The sequence below is a fragment of the Altericroceibacterium endophyticum genome (genome assembly GCF_009827595.1).
Classification (GTDB): Bacteria; Pseudomonadota; Alphaproteobacteria; order Sphingomonadales; family Sphingomonadaceae; genus Altericroceibacterium; species Altericroceibacterium endophyticum.
In genome coordinates, this window is the sequence record NZ_WTYT01000001.1 from 564,309 (window position 1) to 585,514 (window position 21,206).

Sequence of the window (21,206 nt, forward strand, 5' to 3'; positions counted from 1 at the left end):
CTGAGGCATTTTGCGGCACACTGATGTCACAATGGACGGCACAGTTGAATGATCTGTAAGAACCCGATTTGAAGTGTTGCTTTCACTCTTCGAGCCATAAACGGTGCTATCAAGCATAGCCCATCGTTCAGCTATTGTGGAGTATCCAGACCTTAACGATTGGCGTCCGGGTCACCCTCTTTCTTAATGTTCTGATCTTTATTTGCTGAGTTTCCATCAAGATCACCACCTTCATGGGCCCCCTTAAGAACTACTACTCGCCGGCGTGTTGTATAGCTGCCCCGCCCGTCTTTTTCGCTTTCGACATTAGCATCTTTTTTGCTAATTCGAATATTTGCCCCATCCCCCAAGTCATTAGCGCCTTCACGCTCAGTTTTATTTTTATTGACTTTTTCTGTATTATTGTTGGCATTCTTTTCCACCGCAAACGCCTGGACTGGTGAAAGCAAGGCTGCGACCAGGATTACCGCGCTCATTTTTACAAATTTTAAAGTCATCAAAACTCTCTTCCATTCGTTTTGAGCGCGAAGCTCCTTCAGTGATTGCGTCCAATTATCTATAATACAGATTGCCAAGTGATGAATTAAATCTTCCTACCATAAAATGGCGCCCTCAGGGATATAAGATATTTCATCTATTCTTGAGCATCAGGATCATGAGGATTTTGTTCGCGAGAAAATTTATGTAGACGGCCTCATTCTCGCGTCAGGTTCCGCCGACGACTGACGCTTGAGTTTCAAAAAAACTGCGCCAATCGTTACGCCTCTTTTCTTCGGGAGGCACGGGTCGGAGGTTCGTATCCCCCTCCGACCACATTTTCCGTTGCCGCCTGAACCTTTTAGCACGGTGAGGATTTTCAGCTTCTATCTTCGCTGACTGATTGCCGGATCGTCCAGATTTCACCGGTTTCAAATCGCTGTTCGCTCAGCACACACAGCCGTTCACCATCTTGCCACAGTTCCAGTGGCCCCGAATGCGGCTGCTGCTTTGCAATGCTTAAAGCCTTGCTTGCGTTTTTGGCCTGAAATTCGATCGGTCTGCCCGCATCGTCCGCAGCTTGATGCCTCAGAACATAATTATGCATTACCTGCCCCTGCTGGTTTCATCTTGGCGGCCATTCGGCCTTGCCCCTAAAGATGAAAAGGAAACGGGTTTTATTTCAATATGTTCCTGTAATCGCCCAGACAAAACTCTTTTCAATCACCCCCTTTCAAATGCTCAGTCGATCCGTTATCGACGCGTGGTCATCTGGGGAGTAGCCACCGCCTGCGGGCGGATTCCAGCGTCAACATACTTGGCCGAGAGGTCATGGTGCTGGTGGAATGTGCAAGCATTCAGGCGAGACCAATGACATCACACCTCCTCCCGGCCGGGCAGGATGTGCGGTGTCGTTGTGTGTCTTGCGCCCGGCTCGGAGTAATCATGGAAGCCTTTCTTACCTCCACGCTCGTCGTGGCGCTGGCCGAGATTGGGGACAAGACCCAATTGCTGGCAATCGTTCTCGCTGCGCGCTTTCGGCGCCCCATACCGATCATTGCCGGCATTCTCATCGCAACTCTGGCCAATCACTGCCTCGCGGCGCTGGTTGGGGAACGCGCGTCCTTTCTGCTCGATGGTGATTGGTTCCGCTATATTGTCGCCGGCACCTTCATCCTGATGGCTGGCTGGACGCTTATTCCCGACACTCTGGAAGAGAAGGACCAGAAAATCGGATCTATGGGTGCGTTCGCATCCACGCTGATCAGCTTTTTCCTGGTCGAGATGGGTGACAAGACGCAGCTGGCGACCATCACTCTTGGCGCACAATTCAAATCCGTGCTGTGGGTGACTGCCGGAACCACGCTCGGCATGATGATTGCCAATGTACCTGCGGTACTGCTGGGCCAAAAGATCATTGATAAAGTGCCGCTGGCCCTGGTTCGCGCGATTGCCGCAGCGATGTTTGCCATCATTGGCGTCTGGCTATTTATCAAAACCATGACGTAACTGGCGGTGAAGCGCCGCAGAAGCCTGATAAGGGGCCGGACATCCATCACGTCTGGCCATTTCTGCTTTGTTAAGCCCACAGCCTATATCCTCTGCATCATACTCGAACTGGCTTGCGCTGCTTACAATTCGCCACGTGAAGGCAATCTGGCGCTCTGGCCTGTCTATGCGGGCAGTTATCTTTTCGCGTGGCATTGGTGCACAGCTTCAGGCTGCCCCTTGTAATCGGACTGCAATATCGTCATTGGGGGGCCGCGCTCGGTGACCCTTAGGGATCCTATGAATCTTACTCATCCTTTTTTCGACGACAATGGCGACAAGCTGCGTGAAGAATGCGGCGTTTTTGGAGTAATCGGTGCGGCTGATGCCGCGGCGGTATGCGCTCTGGGAATGCATGCGTTACAACATCGCGGGCAGGAAGCCTGCGGCATGACCAGCTTTGACGGCACGGAATTCTTCACAAGGCGCGGCCTTGGGCAGGTTGCCGACAATTTCTCGACCGGCGAGTCCATCGGCGAATTGCCGGGTAACACTGCCATGGGGCATGTCCGCTATTCCACTACGGGTGGCTCTGGCTTCCGCAATGTGCAGCCGCTCTATGCAGAACTTGCCGGCGGCGGATTCGCCATTTCGCATAATGGCAACATCTCCAATTCGTTGCATTTGCGTTCGGACCTTGTTCGAAAAGGCGCAATCTTCCAGTCCACATCGGATACGGAAGTCATCATCCATCTGGTGGCGACAAGCCGTTATCCCACCATGCTCGACCGGTTTGTCGATGCCTTGCGTCTGGTGGAGGGTGCCTATTCGCTGATTTGCATGACTCCCACTGGCATGATCGCTTGCCGTGACCCGATGGGCATCCGCCCGCTGGTGATGGGCAAGCTTGGCGATGCGATTGTCTTTGCCAGCGAAAGCGTGGCGCTGGACGTGGTTGGCGCGGAATTCATTCGCCAGGTGGAACCGGGTGAACTGATCCAGACTGATTTCGATGGCAATGTGGTTTCGCACCGTCCTTTTGGGACCAATCCATCGCGCCCCTGTATCTTTGAGCACGTCTATTTCAGCCGGCCTGATTCCGTGTTCAACGAACGCTCCGTCTATGAATCGCGCAAGCAGATCGGCGTGCAACTGGCATTGGAAAGCCCGGCAGAAACCGATCTGGTCGTTCCCGTTCCGGATAGCGGCGTCCCGGCAGCAATCGGATATTCCCAGCAATCGGGTATTCCTTTCGAACTGGGCATCATCCGTTCGCATTATGTGGGGCGAACCTTTATCCAGCCTTCGGACAGTGCCCGGCATTCCAGCGTGAAGCGGAAGCACAATGCCAATCGCGCCCTGGTGGAAGGCAAGCGGATCGTGTTGATCGACGATTCCATCGTCCGCGGCACCACCAGTTTGAAAATCGTGCAGATGATGCGCGAGGCAGGCGCCAAGGAAGTCCATTTCCGCGTCGCCAGCCCGCCAACCGGTCACGGCTGCTATTACGGTGTCGATACACCCGAACGCTCCAAGCTGCTGGCCGGCCGGATGGATGTCGCCGCAATGTGTGAATTCATTCAGGCTGACAGCCTGGCCTTCGTGTCGATCGATGGCCTGTATCGCGCGGTGGGTCTCGATGGGCGCAATGACAGCTGCCCGCAATATTGCGATGCCTGTTTTACCGGCGATTATCCGACGAAACTGACCGACCTTTATGATCGGGAAAGCCCCTCTTCCCCGCAATTATCACTGTCTGCCAAATAAAGGGTCACCATGTCTGACAAACCGCTTTCCGGCCAGATCGCCCTCGTCACCGGAGCCAGTCGCGGAATTGGTGCGGCGACCGCCAGAACTTTGGCTGATGCTGGCGCGCATGTCATTCTGACCGCGCGGACAGCTCGTGATCTTGAGCGGGTTGAAGAGGAAATTCACGGCGCCGGTGGCACAGCCACTATCGCCCCGATGGACCTTACCGAAACGGATTCGATTGCCCGGCTGGCTTCTGCGGTGGCGGAACGGTGGGACAGGCTGGATATATTGGTCATCAACGCGGCATTTCTGCCCGATCTGATGCCGGTTACGCAGATCGAAGCACAGGGACTGAACAAGGCTCTGACACTAAATGTGCTGGCATCGCAGGCACTGATTTCAGCATTTGACCCGCTGCTTAAACGCGCACCGCGTCCGCGCATCATCGGACTTACTAGCTCGGTCGCGGCCCAGCCCCGGCCCTATTGGGGCGCCTATGCAGCCAGCAAGGCCGCTTTCGAAACGCTACTTTCCTGCCATGCACAGGAAGTGGAGCGGATTTCGGATATGCGGGTTGCGATTCTTGATCCCGGTGCCACACGCACCAAAATGCGCGAACGCGCCTATCCCGGCGAAGATCCGCAAACGGTCAAACCCCCCGAAGATGTGGCGGCGCGGATCCGGTTATTGCTGGTTAATGACTTCGCCAATAATCACCGCGAACGAGTGTAAACAACGCTGAAACCATATGCTTTCGGAAATCCGTAAGCACATTCATCCAGTTTCTATTCCACAGGCCCGATTCCATGTCGGATCGCAGCTGGAGATTAGATCATGCAGGATGAGTTTTCAGATCTCTATCGCTATGCCGCGCAGGAAGACCGGTGCGCGCCGCGAACTGTCACCGCTTTTCAAGCACAGCTGCGCATCGCAGGCCGGGATACCTTTTCCAGCCATATTCATGATGTGAGCCTCTCCGGCTTTCGCGCCATGTCCGCGCACCGGATTGCGAGTGGGTCGGTTTGTTATCTGACCATCCCGGATTTTGATGTGATGGAGGCAATCGTTGTCTGGTGGAAAGACGGAATGTGCGGATGCGCGTTTCGCAATTTGCTGGACAGGCAGACGCATGACCGGATCGTCAGCAAGTACCGCGCCCACCGCGCAATTGAGCAATAACGCCCGTCACTCCCCCTTCATTTGACGATAAGCATCAAGCGCCCTTTCCCGGGCTTCCTTGTGGCCAATAAGCTTTTCAGGGTAATCATGCGGCCGCTTGTCACCGGAGGGATCGTGAATATCCTTATCAGGCAGCGCGGCCAGTTCCGGCACCCATTCACGGATGTAATCGGCCGCATTGAATTTCTCACTTTGCGACAAAGGCGCCATGATCCGCGGAAACATCTGCGAATCCACGCCAGTGCCCGACACCCACTGCCAATTGGTGGCATTGCTACCATAATCGGCATCGACGAGCGTGTCCCAGAACCACTCCTCGCCGTGCCGCCAGTCAATCAGCAGATGTTTGATCAGGAAACTCGCCGCAATCATGCGCACGCGATTATGCATCCAACCGGTAGCCCATAATTGACGCATCCCGGCATCGACAATTGGATACCCTGTTTTGCCCATCTGCCACGCCTCCAGTTCCTCAGCAATCACATGGCCCCGATTGGGATTGCGCCAGGGAAAATCATCATACCGATCACGATAATTGCCGTCGGGATAGTGAGGAAACTGGAAAATGATGTTCTGGGCAAAATCACGCCAGGCAATTTCCGACCGATAGGTTTCGGCCCCCTCCCCCCGGTGCCCTTCTAGCGCGGACCAGATTTGCGCGGGGGTTATCTCACCGAAATGAAGATGCGGAGATAGGCGTGAAGATCCATCTATCGAGGGGAGGTTACGGTCATTCTCATAGTCAGAGACCCGATCACCAAAATCGGCAAGCTGCGCATGTGCGGCGTCCTCGCCCACTTCCCAGCTCTTGCGCATCCCCCCTGCCCAATCAGGTGCGGATGGCAGCAAGGTCCAACTTTCCAGACTGTCGGATTTCGGCCAGTTTTCCGGCAATGTCAGGCTAGGCTCTTCTCGCGGGGATTGCTGCGGCAAGGCGCGCATCATGGCGCGGTAGAATGGCGTGAAGATCTTATATGGATCACCCGATCCGGTCGTAAGCGATCCCGGGGGCATCAGGTAATTGCCATCATACAACGCCAAATCCATGTCCTGCGCAACCTTCTTCTCCGCCTCGCGCCACCAGGGTTCATAATGCGCGATCGCGTGAATGGTTTTCGCGCCCGTTTCTTCCACCAGACGCGCGAGTTCTGCTGCGCTTTCTCCGCGCCGCAGGATCAATCTGGAGTTATGTTTTGCAAGCGAGCGCTGAAGCGCGGACAGGCTGTTATGGAGCCACCAGCGAGAGGCCCCGCCCATCTTGCGATTACCTGGCGTTTCATCATCGAGAATATAGACGGGGATGACCGCCCCATTTTCAGCGGCAGCACAAAGGGCCGCCTGATCACGTAATCTGAGGTCACGGCGAAACCATACGATCTGGGGGGCAGTCATTCTCTCTCCGGATAGACATTGGAATAATCAGGAACGGGAACGGCATGCACACGGTTCCCTTAAACACCCCCAGCGAAGGAGAGTATCATGGCTGATGGCGAGAACCGGCGCTTGGCGACATGCGCCATCATCGGCTGGGCGGTATTTCTGCTGATGCTGGTGATGGTCCTCACCGGCCAAAGCAGCTGGATCGACCAGTTTGCTCCAAATCTGCGGCAATGGGGCAGTGGTAGCTCGTTCTTGTTTGAATCCGTGAGGGATCTCACCGCGCTGGGGGGCGTCTTTCTGCGACTGGTGGTCGCTGCCCTCGCCGCATCAATGCTGTTCATTTTCGGATACAGATATCGTGCTTTGGTCCTGGCTGCGGCCGTCCTTTCGGGCTGGCTGGCGAACAGCTTGCTGAAACTGGTGGTTGGGCGTGCGCGCCCTGATCCTGCGTTTCAGATGATGGATGCGATTGGGAACAGCTTCCCCAGCGGCCACAGCTTTAACGGCGCGGTATTGTGGATATCACTCGCCGCATTGGTCGCCCCATTGTTGAAACACCCCGCAGCGCGCAAATTGCTATGGTGGGCCTGTATTATTACATCACTGGGAATTGGCTGGAGCCGGCTGTGGCTCGGTGTGCATTATCCAACTGACAGTATCGCAGGGGTATTCGGCGGCGCGGCATGGGCCATGACCTTCATCCTCTGTGCGCGAATTTTCCAGATGAAAGCCACGTCAGTGAGCAGCGACGAACCCTCTTCTCATTAGGCCGCAAACATCGTCAGGCAGCGAAACGGAAAAACGGCCTTGCGCCATGGGTGATGCATATCGCGCATCGAGCAGAGTAAGCCGTCCTTCGATCCGCTCTATCATCGGTGCGCGTGACCAGAAGAGGAAAGCCGCAACATCCGGGTCCTTGCGGGCCGCCTTGTCCAGGTCACATCTATCGAGCGGATATTCACCGCGCGTCGCGCCCTCCATTCGCCAGATCCCATTGCTGCCCACCGCAATGTCACGCTGCCAGAAGGCAATGGGAACAGGCGAAACTATGGCGGTTTCCCCCTCGATAGTCGCAGGCAGATAGGCACGCGACAAAGCAATATTACCGGCGATATAGGCCAGAACACAGGCCAGAGCGATCCTGGCAATCTTGCGGCCATCTTCTCCGCGTTTGCTTCGTCGCCAGCTCAGCCAAACTGCCGTGCCCATGCCGAGCCACAGCCAGATATCGATAATGAAAATCGCATCGCCATAGAACCAGCGATGGGAGAACGGTTCGAGCAGCCTGATCCCGTAATTGTTCAGCCAGTCGAGCGCCGGATGGCTGAGGCAGGCAAGGAGCGAGAGCGCAAACAGCCAGCCAAAATGCACCTGCAAGCGGCTTTCCGGCCGGCGTCCGCGTGATGCCTGCCACCGGTCAAAGCCATAAAGCAGCGCGGCGAGGATGAGCGGTAAAACCACCCAGGCAATTGGACCGTGGGTCAAACCGCGCCGCATGGCGAGGCTTTCTATTCCATAGACTGTGCAGGTCGCATCGATGTCGGGAATATTGGCGCCGATGATCAGCGCTGGCATGGCAAGGCCGGTCTTTTGCTTAAGGCCAGCCTGCCCCATAAGGGCGCCGACAAGACTGTGCGTAAGATTATCCATAATCCGCGCTTCCAGCCTTGCCGGCGAATAAGATCAGACGGGGTCCTGAGCAGTTCCGCTGACGGTCCATGTCTGGCCGCGCGCAAGCAATGCGGCAAAGTCAGGCGTCTTGCCTTCACTTGCCTGCTTGTTCTGTTCCACCACCGCGCTTTCAAAAGTCACGGCCGGATTATCATAAATCACGCCCAGCGGCATGGGGAACGGACCAAAGGGTAATTCCACCAGCATGTGGGCCAGTGCACGGCTTTTCACATTATGCACCAGCACACCGGCTGTCTGCCAATCATCGCCTTCGACATCGACGACCTTCAGTGCGAAGCTTTCCTGATCCAGAGCGATACCTTTGGTGCCCTTGGCGAACAGCATCGGCTTGCCATCTTCCAGCCAGATCTGCGTTTCAGCAGATGTTTTCTTGGCCGTAAAATCTTCGAACACGTCTTTATTATAGACGATACAGTTCTGAAATATCTCGATAAAGGCTGCACCCTTATGGGCATGTGCGGCCTTCAGAACGTCCGGCAGATCCTTCGACACATCATACCCGCGAGCCACGAAACGTGCTCCGCTACCAAGCGCGAAGGCGCAAGGGTTGGCCGGGTGATCGATCGAGCCCTGCGGAGTGGACGGCGTGTGGGTGCCTTCACGGCTAGTGGGCGAATACTGCCCTTTCGTCAGGCCGTAGATCTCGTTGTTGAACAGCATGATCTGCATATCAACATTGCGCCGAAGCACATGCATCAAGTGGTTGCCGCCGATGGACAGGCCATCACCGTCACCCGTTACCAACCAGATATCGAGTTCGGGATTGGCCAGCTTCACACCCGTTGCAAAGGCGGGTGCGCGGCCGTGGATCGTGTGGAAACCATAGCTTTCGACATAATAGGGAAAGCGGCTGGAGCAGCCGATCCCCGAAATGAAAACCGTCTTGGCAGGATCAGCCTTCAGCTGCGGCAAAGTGCGCTGCACCGCCTTCAGAATCGCATAGTCACCGCAACCGGGGCACCAGCGGACTTCCTGATCGCTTTCCCAATCCTTCAGAGTGGTTTCGATGGGGGTCATGTCGTTCATGAATTCACCGTTTTCGGGCTGGGAAGCTGCGTCTTGTTGGCTTCCACTTCGCCGCCTTCATTGTCTGAGGTGCTGTCGAAATATTGCGCGATCGCTTCTTCCATCTCGGCGATGGAGAAAGGTTGGCCGCTGGTCTTGGTCAGGCTGTGCGCATCGATCATGAACTGATCGCGCAGCACCGTCTTGAACTGTCCGGTGTTCATTTCAGGCACCAGCACATGATCGAAACCAGCCAGCAATTCGGCCATGTTGGAAGGCATCGGCCAGACATGACGCACATGAATGTGGCTGACCGACAGACCCTTCTTGCGCGCCCGGCGAACCGCCTGATGGATCGGGCCGAAGGTCGACCCCCAGCCTACAACGGCCAGTGTTCCGCTGTCTTCGCCCATGGCGACTTCCTGCAGAGGAATATCGCGGGCAATACCCTCGATCTTATCCTTGCGGGCATCGGTCATCGCCTGATGGTTGGCCGGCGAATAATCGATATTGCCGGTGTCGGCATTTTTCTCGATCCCGCCGATCCGGTGCATCAATCCGGGCGTACCAGCCTTGATCCAGGGGCGAGCGCCCTTTTCATCCCGCTTATAGGGAAGCAGTTCATCGCCCGCGTTCTTTTCTTCGAGGAAAGTGACAGGGAACGGTTCGTATGCACTCGGGTCAGGCACCTTCCACGGCTCAGCCGCATTGGCGATGTAACCATCGGTCAGCAGCATTACCGGTGTCATGTAGCGCGTAGCGAGGCGACAGGCCTCAATCGCACAGTCGAAGGCATCGCCGGGGCTACGCGCGGCCACTACGGCCAGCGGCGCATCGCCATTACGGCCATAGACAGCCTGATACAGATCGCTCTGCTCGGTCTTCGTCGGCAGGCCGGTGGACGGGCCACCACGCTGCGAATTGACGATGACGAGCGGCAATTCGGTCATGATACCCAGGCCGATCGCTTCGGTCTTGAGCGCGATCCCCGGACCGGATGAGCTTGTTACGCCCAATTGCCCGGCATAGGATGCGCCAATCGCCGCACAAACGGCCGCGATTTCATCTTCCGCCTGGAAGGTCGTGACGCCGAATTCCTTCAGCCGCGCCAGATGATGCAGGATCGCGGAAGCAGGGGTGATGGGGTAGCCGCCAAAGAACATCGGCAAATTGGCAAGCTGCGCGCCCGCCACCAGACCTAGCGAAATCGATTCCGCTCCGGTGATGGTCCGGTACAGACCGGGCTGCGCTTCAGCGGGCGGCAAATGCACTTTCTTGAGCGGGCCGGAGATTTCCGCCGTTTCGCCATAAGCATGGCCAGCGTTAAGCGCTGCGATATTCGCATCGGCGATCACCGGGTGCTTTTTGAATTTGGCTTTCAGCCACTCGATCAGCGGCGCCCGGTCGCGGTCGAACATCCACAAGGCAAGGCCCAGCGTCCACATGTTCTTGCACCGCAGGGCTTCCTTATTGCCCAACCCAAACGGCTTGACCGCTTCGAGAGTCAGCGCCGAAATATCAAAGGCCAGCACATCCCATTTGGCGAGGCTGTCATTTTCCAGCGGGTTTTCTTCATACTTCGCCTTTTCCAGGTTCCGTGTGGAGAATTCGCCGGTATCGGCGATAATCAGGCCGCCCGGCTTCAGCGCCGGTGCGTTTACCTTCAGCGCCGCCGGGTTCATCGCGACCAGCACATCCGGTGCGTCGCCCGCGGTTTCAATATCGGTAGAACCGAAATTGATCTGGAACGCCGACACCCCGAACAAGGTGCCTTGCGGGGCGCGTATTTCCGCCGGAAAATCAGGGAAAGTCGCCAGATCATTACCTGCCAGAGCCGTGGACAATGTGAACTGTCCGCCGGTCAGCTGCATACCATCGCCGCTATCGCCCGCAAATCGGACGACTACCGCTTCCGGCGTTTCGTTTTCGGTCAGTGTCTCGGCCGTCTGAGTAGCCATTCGCCAAATCCTACTGCGCCCAAGGCGCGTTTTCATTCCATTCTGGCTGGCGACGTAGGTCTGTCAGAGCCGCACGGCAATGAAGTTTTTCTCCCGTAGGACAAAAAGACTATTGGACCGATCAACGCTGGCAGCTGCGGCATTTTTCTGGGACGAAGCAAAAACACCCTTGGAATTGCGGTCGATGCGGGGGTAATTGCGGGCCTATGGATAACAGCAACCTCTCCCAGCCCGACCCTGCACTCTATCGGCCCTGCGTGGGCGTATTACTTGTGAATGGCGACGGGCAGGCCTTTGTCGGAAAAAGGATCGACAATCAGGAAGGCGATTGGTGGCAAATGCCGCAAGGCGGCGTGGACCCGGGGGAGGCGCTGGAAGATGCAGCCTTTCGTGAACTGGGCGAAGAGACCGGCGCACAGCGCGAGAATGTGACCCTGCTGGGCCGCATAGAGGATGAACTGTTCTATGATTTGCCGGACGAGCTGAAAGGCAAATTGTGGGGCGGAAAATATCTCGGCCAGCGGCAGGTCTGGTATCTCGCCCGCTTTACCGGACAGGATTCAGATATCGATCTCGAAGCCCACAACCCGCCTGAGTTTTGCGACTGGAAATGGGTTGATCCTGAATTGCTGCCCGATCTGATAGTTCCGTTCAAACGCGATATTTATCAGCAGGTTGTATCCGCTTTTCGCGGTACATTCTAACCCCTTAATTCTTCGCGACGGGCTCTTCCACAGCGCTTGCTTCTGCCGTCATAACTTTCGGCTGCGGCCCGCGTTCAATCGCCGCTGCGAGTTCCTGCGTTTCTTCGCAATTATCGCCGCATAGCGATTCCAGCTTGCCAAGGTTACGGCGCGCTTTGCCGATGGCGCCTTTTTCCACCATGGCTGCTCCTTCGCCGGAGAGCGCCGCAAAATCATCCGGGTCATTTTCCAGAATCAGGCGGTAATAGTGAATCGCCTTACCCTGCAGACCCTGCATCCGCACGGCTTCTGCCAGATCGATATAGACATCCTGATAGCCTGGATCGACTGCCAGAGCCGCTTCGAATGAACTGATCGCGGAAGGGACATCGCCCGTTTTCAAGGAAGCCTGGCCTTCGGATACAAGCATCGCCGCGCGCGGATCAGGTGTTCGTCCACCTGCCAATCCAGCACTCGCGCTTACGGCTGCCAGAAGAGACAGGGCAAGGGCGGCAGGGGCGTAACGCATCAGATACTCCTTCAAAGCGGGGCGTTTATGTTGGCTGTGAATTGCCATCTCAACGCTCAGGCTATCATCTCTTTCCTATACAGGCGATGAAAAACCCGTCCGTTCCATCATGATGCGGTGTCAGCCGCACCCCTGCACCGCGCGGCTGCCCCAATGGGCAAACCACCGGCTGTGCCGACCAGTCAGGATTATGCTTCAGGAATCTGTCGATCTGGCTTGCGCCTTCTTCATCCAGCACGGAACAGGTCACATAGATCAACCGGCCGCCGGGTTTTACCAGCCTGGCGCCAATTTCCAGCACATGATTTTGCAGATCGGCATAACGCTGCAACTGATCGGGAGTGATCCGCCAGCGCGCTTCGGGTTTGCGCCGCCATGTGCCGGTTCCAGAACACGGTGCGTCAACGAACACCATATCCGCCTGCCCGGCCACATCAGCCAGTGCCTCCATCTCCTTACCGGGATTGAGCAGCAAAGTGTCGCTGACCAATGCCCCGGCGCGCTCTGCACGCGGGGCGAGCCGCCCAAGGCGGCCGCGATCCGTGTCAGCCGCAAGCAAGGTCCCTGAATTTTGCATCATTGCCGCCAGAGCGAGCGTCTTGCCCCCTGCCCCGGCACACAAATCAACCACGGTTTCCCCCGGCTGCGCAGCGGATGCCTCACACGCAAGCTGGCTGCCAAGGTCCTGAACTTCAACCAGCCCGTCACGATAGGCTGGCCATTGCTCCACCTTGGTCCCTTGCGGCAAACGCAGGCCCTGAAGGCTGGGCAGCGGTGTCCCGGCAATCGGCAAATCGGCACTATCACGCTGAGCCTTGAGGCTGTTCACCCGTATATCCAGCGGCGCACGATCCAGCAGGGCCTGTGCCTCTTCACCATGGATATCCGACTGATCAAGCATCCCCATGATCCAATCGGGTGCCACGCCGCCTGCGGCTGGCTGTTCGCGCTCACCCACCGGACTGGGACCGTAATTCGACCCGTCAAACAGATTCCTGATCGCGGGATCGCCTTCCGCCAAGCGCAAGGCGGCGGCGCGCCCACTGGCCGGAACCGGGCCGCAGCAGCGAATGGCATCATAGACCAGATCGCGAATTGCGCGCCGGTCCTTCGATCCAGCGAAGCGATGCGTGCGGAACCATTCGGCGATGATCCGATCGGCCGGTGCGCCCTGATTGCGCGCGGCGGAAATAATATCGTCCAGCAGCTCGATCGCGGTCTGGAGGCGCGCGGCAGGCGTCACTTGATGTCGTCAAACATGGTTTGAAAATCTTCCGAGTCGGGTGCTTTAACGCAGAAATACCGAAAATCTTCAGCGCCTCTGCTATAGGCGCCTTCGCTTTTCTGCCGCTGCAGAAAGGCCTCACCTTTGGCGATGCATGTTTCATGCGAGATCATCAGCGTTTGCTGTATCTCCATGCTGTCATGAGGGGCAGCCGTGTTCCATCCCACCAGGATGAGCAGAAATGGGACGACTGCCTCCATGTTCGGATCAGCGTGTCGGGTAATTCGGCGCTTCGCGGGTGATCGACACGTCATGGACGTGGCTTTCTGCGAGGCCGGAATTGGTGATGCGGACGAACTTCGCGTTCTTGCGCATATCGGCCAGCGTCGCCGAGCCGGTGTAGCCCATCGCCGCTTTGATCCCGCCAACCAGCTGATGAACCACATCGCGCGCCGGTCCCTTGAACGGCACCTGTCCTTCAATACCTTCAGGAACCAGCTTCATCTGGTCCTTGATATCCTGCTGGAAGTAGCGGTCGGCACTGCCGCGCGCCATCGCGCCGACTGAGCCCATGCCGCGATAGGATTTATAGGCCCGGCCCTGATACAGGAACGTCTCGCCAGGCGCTTCTTCCGTACCAGCAAGCAACGAACCGACCATGACGGTGGAAGCGCCAGCAGCCAAAGCCTTGGCGGCATCACCCGAAGTCCGCAAACCGCCATCACCGATGACGGGCACGTCGCTCTTGAAGGCTTCTGCAGCGCTTTCCATGATGGCGGTCAATTGCGGCACGCCAACGCCTGCGACAATGCGCGTGGTGCAGATCGAACCGGGGCCAATGCCCACCTTGATCGCATCCGCACCGGCATCAATCAGCGCCCGCGTGGCTTCTGCCGTAGCGACATTGCCAGCCACGACCTGCACCGTGCTGGAAATCTTTTTCGCGCGTTCGACGGCTTTCGCAACATCCTTATTATGACCATGGGCCGTGTCGATGATGACTACATCGCATTCTGCATCGATCAGCGCTTCGGTGCGAGCAAAGCCCTTATCACCAACAGTGGTCGCCGCGGCAACGCGCAAACGACCGGTCGGATCCTTGGTGGCATTCGGGAAGAGAACCGCCTTTTCGATATCCTTCACCGTGATCAGGCCAATGCACTTATAGGCATCATCCACGACCAGCAGCTTTTCAATCCGACGTTGATGCAGCAGACGGCGTGCTTCTTCCTGATTCACCCCTTCGCGCACCGTTGCGAGATTTTCGTGCGTCATCAGCTCACGCACGGGCTGATCGGGATTAGCGGCAAAACGCACATCCCGATTGGTCAGAATGCCGCACAGCTTGCCCGCCGAGTCGACGACCGGAATGCCGCTGATGCGGTATTTGGTCATCATTTCCTGCGCCGTGCCGAGCGTGGCATCGGGTTCGATAGTGATCGGATTGACCACCATGCCGCTTTCAAAGCGCTTTACCCGGCGCACGGCGCTACATTGCTGATCGACCGAAAGATTGCGGTGCAGCACGCCCATGCCGCCCATCTGGGCCATGACGATAGCCATTTCAGCCTCCGTCACCGTATCCATTGCAGAGGACACGATCGGAATGTTGAGGCTGATGTCGCGCGTGAGACGCGTCCCGGTGTTTGCTTGAGAGGGGACGATATCGCTTTCTGCCGGCCGCAGGAGAACGTCGTCAAAAGTCAGGCCGGTTTGGATATCCATTTGTGCCACCTTGTAAGCTTGCGCGAAGATTCGTGGCGGCCCATGTAACCGCATGGGCTGGCAGGTGCTAGGGGTCTAGCGAACAAATACGTGATCATTCGCGCAAGATTATTATTCTGCGGTCCATCCACCATCGATCGAGTAGTTGGAACCCGTTATGTTGGTCGCCTCCGCGCGGCAAAGAAACAGCGCCAAAGCAGCCACTTCCTCGGGCTGAACGAAGCGCTTGGTCGGCTGCTTGGCCAACAGCACATCGTTCATGACCTGCTCGCGCGTCATATTGCGGCTTTTCATCGTATCGGGGATCTGATTCTCCACCAGCGGAGTCCAGACATAGCCGGGACTGATGCAATTGGCGGTCACGCCATGTTCGGCCAGCTCCAGTGCCAAGGTCTTGGTCAACCCCGTCAAACCGTGTTTTGCCGACACATAGGCCGTTTTGAAGGGCGATGCGGCCAGCGAATGCGCACTGGCTGTGGAAATGATCCGCCCCCAGCCCTGACGCTTCATATAAGGCACGCCAAGCCGCGCAGTATGGAAAGCTGCAGTCAGATTGAGGGCGATGATCGAGTCCCATTTCTCGACTGGAAACTCCTCAACCGGGGCGACATGCTGCATACCCGCATTGTTGAAGATGATATCCACATCGCCGGCCCCCTTCATCAATTCCTCACAGCCTTTGGCAGAGGTGAGATCCGCCCCGACATGCGTGGCGCCGAGCGCCTTGCACAGACCCGCGATTTCATCCTTGTCGCCAAATCCGTTCAGCACGACTTCGGCGCCTTCCGCGGCCAGAGCACGCGCAATGGCGAGGCCAATGCCCGAGGTTGAGCCGGTAACCAATGCGCGCTTGCCCTGAAGGAACATATTCAACTCCTGATGTGGAACCATTTGGCGCAAGTTTCAGCGCTCACGCCTCTTTTCGCAAGCGCTGATATAGCGCTTCGGTTCCATCAAGGCTGTGTTTCGCCCTCGGTCCTGCCGACACTGCTCCAGTCAATGTTGCGCGTCGCGTACATGACCCCGGTCAGCGCGAGGAACAACAGCACCGAACCAATCATGAGAGACAAAGCCGCCAAGCTGAGCAGCACATAGATCAGCGCGTAAAGACCGATCAGCAAGGCCCCGATAAATCCTGCCCGGCGCCAACCTTTCAGCACGGCGGCGCTATAGCTGGTGAGCAGACCGATGATCGCGGCGCTGGCAAGGATATAAGCCAGTGTGAAACCAATCACTTCAGCGAATGCCAGCAGCAGAACAAAGAACAGGACCAGTCCCGCCCCCGACAGCAGATATTCCGCCGCTGCAACCCGCGCACCGCCGACAAGGTCGAACATCAAGAAGGCCAGAAAGGTAAAGCCGATGAACAGGAAGCCATATTTAACCGAGCGGTCCACCTGACTGTAAAGATCGACCGGTTCCACCAGTCCTATGCTAGCCGCCATGGACGGACCGCCATTGGCCGTTGATTCCATATAGGCCGGCGCAGCCGAACCGGCATCACGTTCAATGGGCGGCGGTGGATCATCGCGCAGGAGCAGCGTCTGCCCCAGCGCCAGATTGGTGATCGAATAATGCGCCGTAAAACCATCGTCAGAAATGCTCTTGTCCTCCGGCAGAAAACTGCCGCCGAAACTGGGGTGAGGCCAGCGTGATACAACATCCCAGTCTGTCTTGCCGCCCTGTGGAACCAGCGCCAGACCCTTGCTGCCGCGCATGGCATAAGCCCATGAAATATTGAGCGGCGCCTCACCATCCCAATCGACAAAAGCAAAAAAACCAGAATTTCCGCTGCTCGCAACACCCTTGCCCGGTTGCAGGGTCAGGTTTTGCCCGGCTGCTTTTACAGCGGCGCCTTCCTTAAGGCCGCGCGGATCGGAAATGCCAAAACGCAGCTCCACCTGATCGAACAGCAAGGCACTTTTTTCGATACCCTGCCGGTCAAGATCTTCGGGAAGAACGAAACGCGCCTCTCCCGACATATTTGCATCGAACAGAACGGTTTCATAAATCGAGTAAGAGCGCGTGCTGGGCGAAAGCTGGGTGTTTATCACCTGTTTCAGAGGCGACAGGAACAATTCGTCCCGCACCTTCTGCGTGCGGGTGACGCTTTTGCCATCGACAATCTCTGTCTGAGTGTCATCCCTGAGATAGGGAATGGCAAGGACCGGCCCGGAACCAGTTTGCCGTCCGCCCCACCCCGCGGTGATGGAATTCTGCGCCGTTTCTGACTGATTTTCGCGGTCCTGCACCAAGGCATAGACCATGATGAGCGGGATGGTAAGCAGCAGAGCCACAAGCCCAACCAACAACAATTTGATACCCGGACTACGCGGCTTACTCATCTCATCCCCCAAACAACTCTAGGAGCAGAGCTGTGACGACGGGGCAATGAATAGCGTGTTAATCGAGGTCTTGCTGAAAGACTTAGGCCGTAAACGCATAAACAGCACCGTCGAGGCGCCCAAATGGCGAACATATCGGAGCAAAGCGCCCGCCGGGAAGGCTGTTTGCCTTTCCAAGGGCGATTTGGTTCAAGAGGGAAGCCATTTGAGCGTCGCGAAGCGATTTGGTCAAAATGGCCCATCGCAGCGTCAAGAAGCTTTGAAATATCGACATATTCCGACGCCTTCTTTCCTTGCGCTGAGCCATTTTGCCTCAAACCTCGATGGTACTGTTTATGCGTTTACGGCCTAGATCTGCTTGGACAATTCGGCGATCTGTTGGTTGATCTCCCGCACAGCATCTTTCCGCGCCGCAGCGGGAATATGCGCATTGCTCGTCAGAGCATCGCGCGCCTTGATCAGCCCATCAATGGCACTGCGCATGGCGACCTTTTCCGTGTGGCGAGCAGACGCCTCTGCGCGGCGAGCGATCTTATCCGCCTGCCTTTGCTGACGCTCAGCCACAGCCTCCATCTGGCGTTCCTGCCACTCCAAATGGACTTCGAACTCTTGTTCGATATGGTCCTGCTGCTGATCCAGCGCGTCCATCTGCTGATCAAAGGCGTCTTCCTCTGCCTCACTCCAACTACCATCGATTGAGGCGATCAGCCGTGCCCGATCGGCGCTGAGATCGCTCATCCGCTGGCTGAAAGTCTGCGCAGCACGTGTAGCCGCTGGCGGAGCTGGAGGAGCTGAAGGAGCCGGTGGAACCGGAGGAGCTGGTGAAGCAGCAAGATCGGGATCTATTGCGGTAAGCGGAGCTGCCGGTGCCTGCGGCGCAATCGGCGATGAAACTGGTGCCTGCAAGGTGGAGGATACGGGTTCTGCTGACGGCGCGGGCGGAGCAGAAGGTGCAGCGGGCATATCCTGCACCTGACTGTCCGCATATGAAATCGAGGCAGTGAAAGGCAGCACCAGAGCGGCAGCACCAATCAGGCTTCTGCCCAGAACACGCCGCCGGGGCGTCAGATCATCTCTGGCCAGACTGCGTAGACGATGGATAATCGATTTTTCGCCCAAAACGGGGCAGGCCATCGGCGCCGCCAGCGCCAAATGGCGCCCTTGCGCAAAACCGGCAATCGTCTGGGCATAGGTCGCGCGTTCTTCACGGCTGCGCCCCACCACCACGCGGGCGTCACAGGCTGCCTCCTGATCGCGGCGCATCGCGCGCCAGCCAAGCCATGCCAGCGGGTTGAACCAATGCAGCGCCAGCAGAGGCTGTGCGGCAATATTGGCCAGCAGATCGCGCCCATGATGATGCGCCAGTTCATGCGCAATTGCCAAATCGCGTGCCTGCCGATGCGGGTGAACCATAAAGCGTTCAGGCAGCGCCACGACCTTGTCAAACACGCCCAGGGCAACAGGGGACGTAACCGACGGACTTTCAACCAGCCTCACATCGCCGGCTTCCCCCATGGGGCGGGCACCAGCCAGCAATTCACGGCGCATGGCCCGATATTGCACGGCGCGCCAGACAAGGAAGCCGAGTGATCCGGCAAGCCAGAGGCCAATGGCCCATTCGGCCAATGTCGGAACAAACGCACTTTCAATCGGCAGATTGCTCATATCGGCGGCCGGGCTGATCGTCGGAGCGGACAGCGAATCCATCGTCGCGGTCGGTACATCGCGCAGCTGCGGATCAGCCACTGCTGCGACAGTGGGCTCGAATTCAGCCGGCAAGACAATCGGCGGCATCAGGAAGCGCATGAAGGGCAGGAGCCACAATGCATAGGCGTAAGACGCACCGAAATAAGCTGCGACCGGCTGCCTGAGAAGCAGCACAAGCGCAATCATCAAACCGGTATAGATCAGCGTATCGATCAAAAAGGCTGAAAGTGAGGCGATCATTTGCGCAGCTCCTTCAACAAGGTTTCGATTTCATCGAGGTCACGCTCAGTCAGGGCTTCACTGTCAGCCAGCTGCGCGAATAAGGGAGCCGCCCGGCCGCCAAACAGCCGGTCCACCAGTCGGCGCGACTCGCCGCCGACATAATCGGTCCGTTCAATTGCGGGGCGATAAAGGAAGCGTCGTCCATCCGGCTCCGTTGCCACTGCCTGCTTAGTGACGAGCCGGGAGAGCAGCGTCTTGACCGTGGCAAGGCTCCAGTCGCGCTGATCGCACACCGCCTTGCAAACATCCGCGGCCGAAAGCGGCGCGCGATCCCACAACACCTCCATCACCGCATGTTCTGCGTCGCTTATACGATCAGGCGTTTCGCGGTTGGTCTGCGGCATTGCGGCCTCCGAATGGACATCTAGTTCGACTACAGGTGTAGCCGTATTGACTACACCTGTAAACTGAACGCCAGATGAACAACAACCTTATCCGTAATGCGGCAAATTCTTCCCTGCTCGCCCGCCCAGCAATCCGCTGCGATGAATAACTATGCCGGTCAGCAGGCTATCCGCAATCGCCCGCGCCCTCAGGGCCACAATTTCACGCCCCGCCTCGCTCACCTCCATCGCGCGCAGATTGGCGTAGAACAGGGCAAGCCAACGCTGAAAATGCGCCTCTTCCACACCCTCAATCATGACATGTTTGCGCATTGGATTACCCGAATATTCGCCGCTATTATGCAGGATGGAGCGCCAGAATTGCTTCATCCGGTCCAGATGTGCGGGCCAGTCCTCAACGCGGCTGGCGAAGATGGGGCCAAGCGTTTCATCCTCACGAATGAGTCCATAGAACCGCTCCACCATAGCATCGATAAAGGCCGCATCGACGCCCAGGGCTTCGGCCGCAGCGCGCTTGGCCTGTCTGGTGGCAGTCACATGGTCACGGCCCTGTTTTCTCATGCGGCGCGGCGCATTATCGGTGTCATCACTAAACATAGCGGCAATTTTTCCCGTTTCCCAGGCACGATCAAGAGGGCATTTTGACGCAAGGCCGTCGACAGCGATCATCTCACTTGGCATCATGAGGCCTATGAAAAAATTCAGCTTTCTTGCCGCCCCCTTGCTCCTGATCTCTTCCCTTGCCGGGGCGCAAGAGGGTGTGCCCTCACCCGCTCCGACTCCCGCTCCCGCTTCGCAGAAGGAAGAGGCCCAAACCCAATTGGTGGTGCTGGAAACCGCGATGGGCAATATCACATTGGCGCTGGAGACAGAACGTGCGCCCGTAACCGCCGCCAATTTCCTGCGCTATGCCGATGAAGACCGATTCGACGGCACGGTATTCTATCGCGCGATGAGCGTGGATTGGGGGGAACAGCCCAATGGATTGCTGCAAGGCGGGACGCAGAATGATCCCAAGCGCATTCTGGACCCGATCGCCCATGAACCGACCAGCGAAACCGGGCTAAGCCACACCAAGGGCGCGATTTCGATGGCGCGCATGGAGCCCGGCACGGCGACGGGCGATTTTTCGATCATGCTGGGGGATCAGACCGGGCTTGATGCCAATCCGGACGGCGAAACAGAGGATGTTCGCGCTGGCTATGCGGTGTTCGGCCACGTGGTCGATGGGATGGATGTCGTCCGGGCCATTTTTGCCTCTCCGACGGACCCGTATAAGGGCGAAGGATGGATGAAGGGCCAGATGTTGGCCGATCCAGTCGAAATCATAGATGTCCGCCGGATCGATTCGCCGGAAGGTGATGAAGCCGAGCCGGCGCCGAAGGAAACGAATAGCGCCGAAGCCCCTTAGCCAGAGGCAGAAGCGCCTGCTCTG

At 57.4% G+C, this 21,206-nt stretch carries 22 protein-coding genes and 1 riboswitch; of the genes, 7 read left to right on the forward strand and 15 right to left on the reverse strand.

What is annotated here, in order from left to right:
• Window positions 1–152 precede the first annotated feature (152 nt).
• Together GRI91_RS02780 and GRI91_RS02785 are read right to left on the reverse strand one after the other, a co-directional pair.
• On the reverse strand, window positions 153–497 hold the full coding sequence (locus tag GRI91_RS02780; protein WP_160735076.1) for a hypothetical protein: 345 nt from the start codon (window positions 495–497) through the stop codon (window positions 153–155).
• A 359-nt stretch (window positions 498–856) separates the two neighbouring features.
• Window positions 857–1,084: a hypothetical protein gene (locus tag GRI91_RS02785; RefSeq protein WP_160735077.1), complete on the reverse strand. Its 228-nt coding sequence runs from the start codon at window positions 1,082–1,084 to the stop codon at window positions 857–859.
• A 153-nt stretch (window positions 1,085–1,237) separates the two neighbouring features.
• A riboswitch (yybP-ykoY riboswitch) is annotated at window positions 1,238–1,422 on the forward strand.
• Between GRI91_RS02785 and GRI91_RS02790 the strand changes: the two genes are divergently transcribed.
• The 4 genes from GRI91_RS02790 to GRI91_RS02805 all read left to right on the forward strand — a co-directional run bounded on the left by GRI91_RS02790 (window position 1,423) and on the right by GRI91_RS02805 (window position 4,896).
• Window positions 1,423–1,986: a TMEM165/GDT1 family protein gene (locus tag GRI91_RS02790; RefSeq protein WP_160735078.1), complete on the forward strand. Its 564-nt coding sequence runs from the start codon at window positions 1,423–1,425 to the stop codon at window positions 1,984–1,986.
• Between the two features lie 279 nt (window positions 1,987–2,265).
• Window positions 2,266–3,732: an amidophosphoribosyltransferase gene (purF, locus tag GRI91_RS02795; RefSeq protein WP_160735079.1), complete on the forward strand. Its 1,467-nt coding sequence runs from the start codon at window positions 2,266–2,268 to the stop codon at window positions 3,730–3,732.
• A gap of 9 nt (window positions 3,733–3,741) precedes the next feature.
• A complete protein-coding gene (locus tag GRI91_RS02800; RefSeq protein ID WP_160735080.1) occupies window positions 3,742–4,449 on the forward strand; it encodes an SDR family NAD(P)-dependent oxidoreductase in 708 nt (235 codons plus the stop codon).
• A gap of 102 nt (window positions 4,450–4,551) precedes the next feature.
• Complete coding sequence (locus GRI91_RS02805; protein WP_160735081.1) at window positions 4,552–4,896, forward strand: PilZ domain-containing protein; 345 nt, start codon at window positions 4,552–4,554, stop codon at window positions 4,894–4,896.
• 6 nt (window positions 4,897–4,902) lie between these two features.
• Here GRI91_RS02805 and GRI91_RS02810 read toward each other — a convergent pair whose 3' ends face one another.
• On the reverse strand, window positions 4,903–6,288 hold the full coding sequence (locus GRI91_RS02810) for a cryptochrome/photolyase family protein (RefSeq protein WP_160735082.1): 1,386 nt from the start codon (window positions 6,286–6,288) through the stop codon (window positions 4,903–4,905).
• Window positions 6,289–6,375: 87 nt separating this feature from the next.
• Between GRI91_RS02810 and GRI91_RS02815 the strand changes: the two genes are divergently transcribed.
• Window positions 6,376–7,044 (forward strand): phosphatase PAP2 family protein, encoded by a 669-nt coding sequence (locus tag GRI91_RS02815; RefSeq protein ID WP_160735083.1) that lies wholly within the window; start codon window positions 6,376–6,378, stop codon window positions 7,042–7,044.
• Here GRI91_RS02815 and GRI91_RS02820 read toward each other — a convergent pair.
• Genes GRI91_RS02820 through GRI91_RS02830 form a run of 3 tightly spaced genes read right to left on the reverse strand, consistent with a single transcriptional unit; the run spans window position 7,012 to window position 10,931 of the window.
• The gene (locus GRI91_RS02820; protein ID WP_160735084.1) at window positions 7,012–7,926 is read right to left on the reverse strand and encodes a metal-dependent hydrolase; all 915 of its coding nucleotides are present in this window, start codon (window positions 7,924–7,926) and stop codon (window positions 7,012–7,014) included. The genes GRI91_RS02815 and GRI91_RS02820 overlap by 33 nt on opposite strands.
• 33 nt (window positions 7,927–7,959) lie before the next feature.
• Window positions 7,960–8,994 carry a 2-oxoacid:ferredoxin oxidoreductase subunit beta gene (locus GRI91_RS02825; RefSeq protein ID WP_160735085.1) on the reverse strand — a complete coding sequence of 345 codons (1,035 nt, stop codon included), beginning with the start codon at window positions 8,992–8,994 and terminating at the stop codon, window positions 7,960–7,962.
• Complete coding sequence (locus GRI91_RS02830) at window positions 8,991–10,931, reverse strand: 2-oxoacid:acceptor oxidoreductase subunit alpha (RefSeq protein WP_160735086.1); 1,941 nt, start codon at window positions 10,929–10,931, stop codon at window positions 8,991–8,993. Before GRI91_RS02830 ends, GRI91_RS02825 begins: the two co-directional genes overlap by 4 nt.
• Window positions 10,932–11,137: 206 nt before the next feature.
• Between GRI91_RS02830 and GRI91_RS02835 the strand changes: the two genes are divergently transcribed.
• Window positions 11,138–11,635: an RNA pyrophosphohydrolase gene (locus GRI91_RS02835; RefSeq protein WP_160735087.1), complete on the forward strand. Its 498-nt coding sequence runs from the start codon at window positions 11,138–11,140 to the stop codon at window positions 11,633–11,635.
• 4 nt (window positions 11,636–11,639) lie between these two features.
• Here the strand turns inward: GRI91_RS02835 and GRI91_RS02840 are convergent, their stop codons facing one another.
• From GRI91_RS02840 to GRI91_RS02880, 9 genes are all read right to left on the reverse strand, one after another.
• Window positions 11,640–12,143 carry a tetratricopeptide repeat protein gene (locus GRI91_RS02840; protein WP_237437602.1) on the reverse strand — a complete coding sequence of 168 codons (504 nt, stop codon included), beginning with the start codon at window positions 12,141–12,143 and terminating at the stop codon, window positions 11,640–11,642.
• 64 nt (window positions 12,144–12,207) lie between these two features.
• Window positions 12,208–13,386, reverse strand: a complete 1,179-nt coding sequence (locus tag GRI91_RS02845; protein ID WP_160735089.1) for an SAM-dependent methyltransferase — start codon at window positions 13,384–13,386, stop codon at window positions 12,208–12,210.
• Complete coding sequence (locus tag GRI91_RS02850; RefSeq protein ID WP_160735090.1) at window positions 13,383–13,628, reverse strand: hypothetical protein; 246 nt, start codon at window positions 13,626–13,628, stop codon at window positions 13,383–13,385. The genes GRI91_RS02845 and GRI91_RS02850 overlap by 4 nt, the downstream gene beginning before the upstream one ends.
• Before the next feature lie 7 nt (window positions 13,629–13,635).
• Window positions 13,636–15,093 carry an IMP dehydrogenase gene (guaB, locus tag GRI91_RS02855; RefSeq protein ID WP_160735091.1) on the reverse strand — a complete coding sequence of 486 codons (1,458 nt, stop codon included), beginning with the start codon at window positions 15,091–15,093 and terminating at the stop codon, window positions 13,636–13,638.
• 111 nt (window positions 15,094–15,204) lie between these two features.
• Window positions 15,205–15,960 carry a 3-hydroxybutyrate dehydrogenase gene (locus tag GRI91_RS02860; RefSeq protein ID WP_202385414.1) on the reverse strand — a complete coding sequence of 252 codons (756 nt, stop codon included), beginning with the start codon at window positions 15,958–15,960 and terminating at the stop codon, window positions 15,205–15,207.
• A gap of 86 nt (window positions 15,961–16,046) precedes the next feature.
• Window positions 16,047–17,438 (reverse strand): cell envelope integrity protein CreD, encoded by a 1,392-nt coding sequence (gene creD, locus GRI91_RS02865; protein WP_160735093.1) that lies wholly within the window; start codon window positions 17,436–17,438, stop codon window positions 16,047–16,049.
• Between the two features lie 348 nt (window positions 17,439–17,786).
• Window positions 17,787–19,385, reverse strand: coding sequence for a M56 family metallopeptidase (locus GRI91_RS02870; RefSeq protein ID WP_160735094.1), 1,599 nt, complete (start codon window positions 19,383–19,385; stop codon window positions 17,787–17,789).
• A complete protein-coding gene (locus GRI91_RS02875; protein ID WP_160735095.1) occupies window positions 19,382–19,771 on the reverse strand; it encodes a BlaI/MecI/CopY family transcriptional regulator in 390 nt (129 codons plus the stop codon). Before GRI91_RS02875 ends, GRI91_RS02870 begins: the two co-directional genes overlap by 4 nt.
• 87 nt (window positions 19,772–19,858) lie before the next feature.
• Window positions 19,859–20,368 (reverse strand): group III truncated hemoglobin, encoded by a 510-nt coding sequence (locus tag GRI91_RS02880; RefSeq protein WP_237437603.1) that lies wholly within the window; start codon window positions 20,366–20,368, stop codon window positions 19,859–19,861.
• Between the two features lie 94 nt (window positions 20,369–20,462).
• Between GRI91_RS02880 and GRI91_RS02885 the strand changes: the two genes are divergently transcribed.
• Entirely contained in the window at window positions 20,463–21,182 is a 720-nt protein-coding gene (locus GRI91_RS02885; protein WP_160735096.1) for a peptidylprolyl isomerase, read from the forward strand.
• Window positions 21,183–21,206: the final 24 nt, after the last annotated feature.

Coding starts and splice junctions, on each gene's coding strand:
- GRI91_RS02800 (WP_160735080.1), top strand. CDS start 3,742: ATGTCTGACAAACCGCTTTCCGGCCAGATCGCCCTCGTCACCGGAGCC.
- GRI91_RS02835 (WP_160735087.1), top strand. CDS start 11,138: ATGGATAACAGCAACCTCTCCCAGCCCGACCCTGCACTCTATCGGCCC.
- GRI91_RS02805 (WP_160735081.1), top strand. CDS start 4,552: ATGCAGGATGAGTTTTCAGATCTCTATCGCTATGCCGCGCAGGAAGAC.
- creD (WP_160735093.1), bottom strand. CDS start 17,438: ATGAGTAAGCCGCGTAGTCCGGGTATCAAATTGTTGTTGGTTGGGCTT.
- purF (WP_160735079.1), top strand. CDS start 2,266: ATGAATCTTACTCATCCTTTTTTCGACGACAATGGCGACAAGCTGCGT.
- GRI91_RS02810 (WP_160735082.1), bottom strand. CDS start 6,288: ATGACTGCCCCCCAGATCGTATGGTTTCGCCGTGACCTCAGATTACGT.
- GRI91_RS02815 (WP_160735083.1), top strand. CDS start 6,376: ATGGCTGATGGCGAGAACCGGCGCTTGGCGACATGCGCCATCATCGGC.
- GRI91_RS02850 (WP_160735090.1), bottom strand. CDS start 13,628: ATGGAGGCAGTCGTCCCATTTCTGCTCATCCTGGTGGGATGGAACACG.
- GRI91_RS02880 (WP_237437603.1), bottom strand. CDS start 20,368: ATGTTTAGTGATGACACCGATAATGCGCCGCGCCGCATGAGAAAACAG.
- GRI91_RS02870 (WP_160735094.1), bottom strand. CDS start 19,385: ATGATCGCCTCACTTTCAGCCTTTTTGATCGATACGCTGATCTATACC.
- GRI91_RS02840 (WP_237437602.1), bottom strand. CDS start 12,143: ATGCGTTACGCCCCTGCCGCCCTTGCCCTGTCTCTTCTGGCAGCCGTA.
- GRI91_RS02780 (WP_160735076.1), bottom strand. CDS start 497: ATGACTTTAAAATTTGTAAAAATGAGCGCGGTAATCCTGGTCGCAGCC.
- GRI91_RS02790 (WP_160735078.1), top strand. CDS start 1,423: ATGGAAGCCTTTCTTACCTCCACGCTCGTCGTGGCGCTGGCCGAGATT.
- GRI91_RS02875 (WP_160735095.1), bottom strand. CDS start 19,771: ATGCCGCAGACCAACCGCGAAACGCCTGATCGTATAAGCGACGCAGAA.
- GRI91_RS02820 (WP_160735084.1), bottom strand. CDS start 7,926: ATGGATAATCTTACGCACAGTCTTGTCGGCGCCCTTATGGGGCAGGCT.
- GRI91_RS02830 (WP_160735086.1), bottom strand. CDS start 10,931: ATGGCTACTCAGACGGCCGAGACACTGACCGAAAACGAAACGCCGGAA.
- GRI91_RS02860 (WP_202385414.1), bottom strand. CDS start 15,960: ATGTTCCTTCAGGGCAAGCGCGCATTGGTTACCGGCTCAACCTCGGGC.
- GRI91_RS02785 (WP_160735077.1), bottom strand. CDS start 1,084: ATGCATAATTATGTTCTGAGGCATCAAGCTGCGGACGATGCGGGCAGA.
- GRI91_RS02885 (WP_160735096.1), top strand. CDS start 20,463: ATGAAAAAATTCAGCTTTCTTGCCGCCCCCTTGCTCCTGATCTCTTCC.
- GRI91_RS02825 (WP_160735085.1), bottom strand. CDS start 8,994: ATGAACGACATGACCCCCATCGAAACCACTCTGAAGGATTGGGAAAGC.
- guaB (WP_160735091.1), bottom strand. CDS start 15,093: ATGGATATCCAAACCGGCCTGACTTTTGACGACGTTCTCCTGCGGCCG.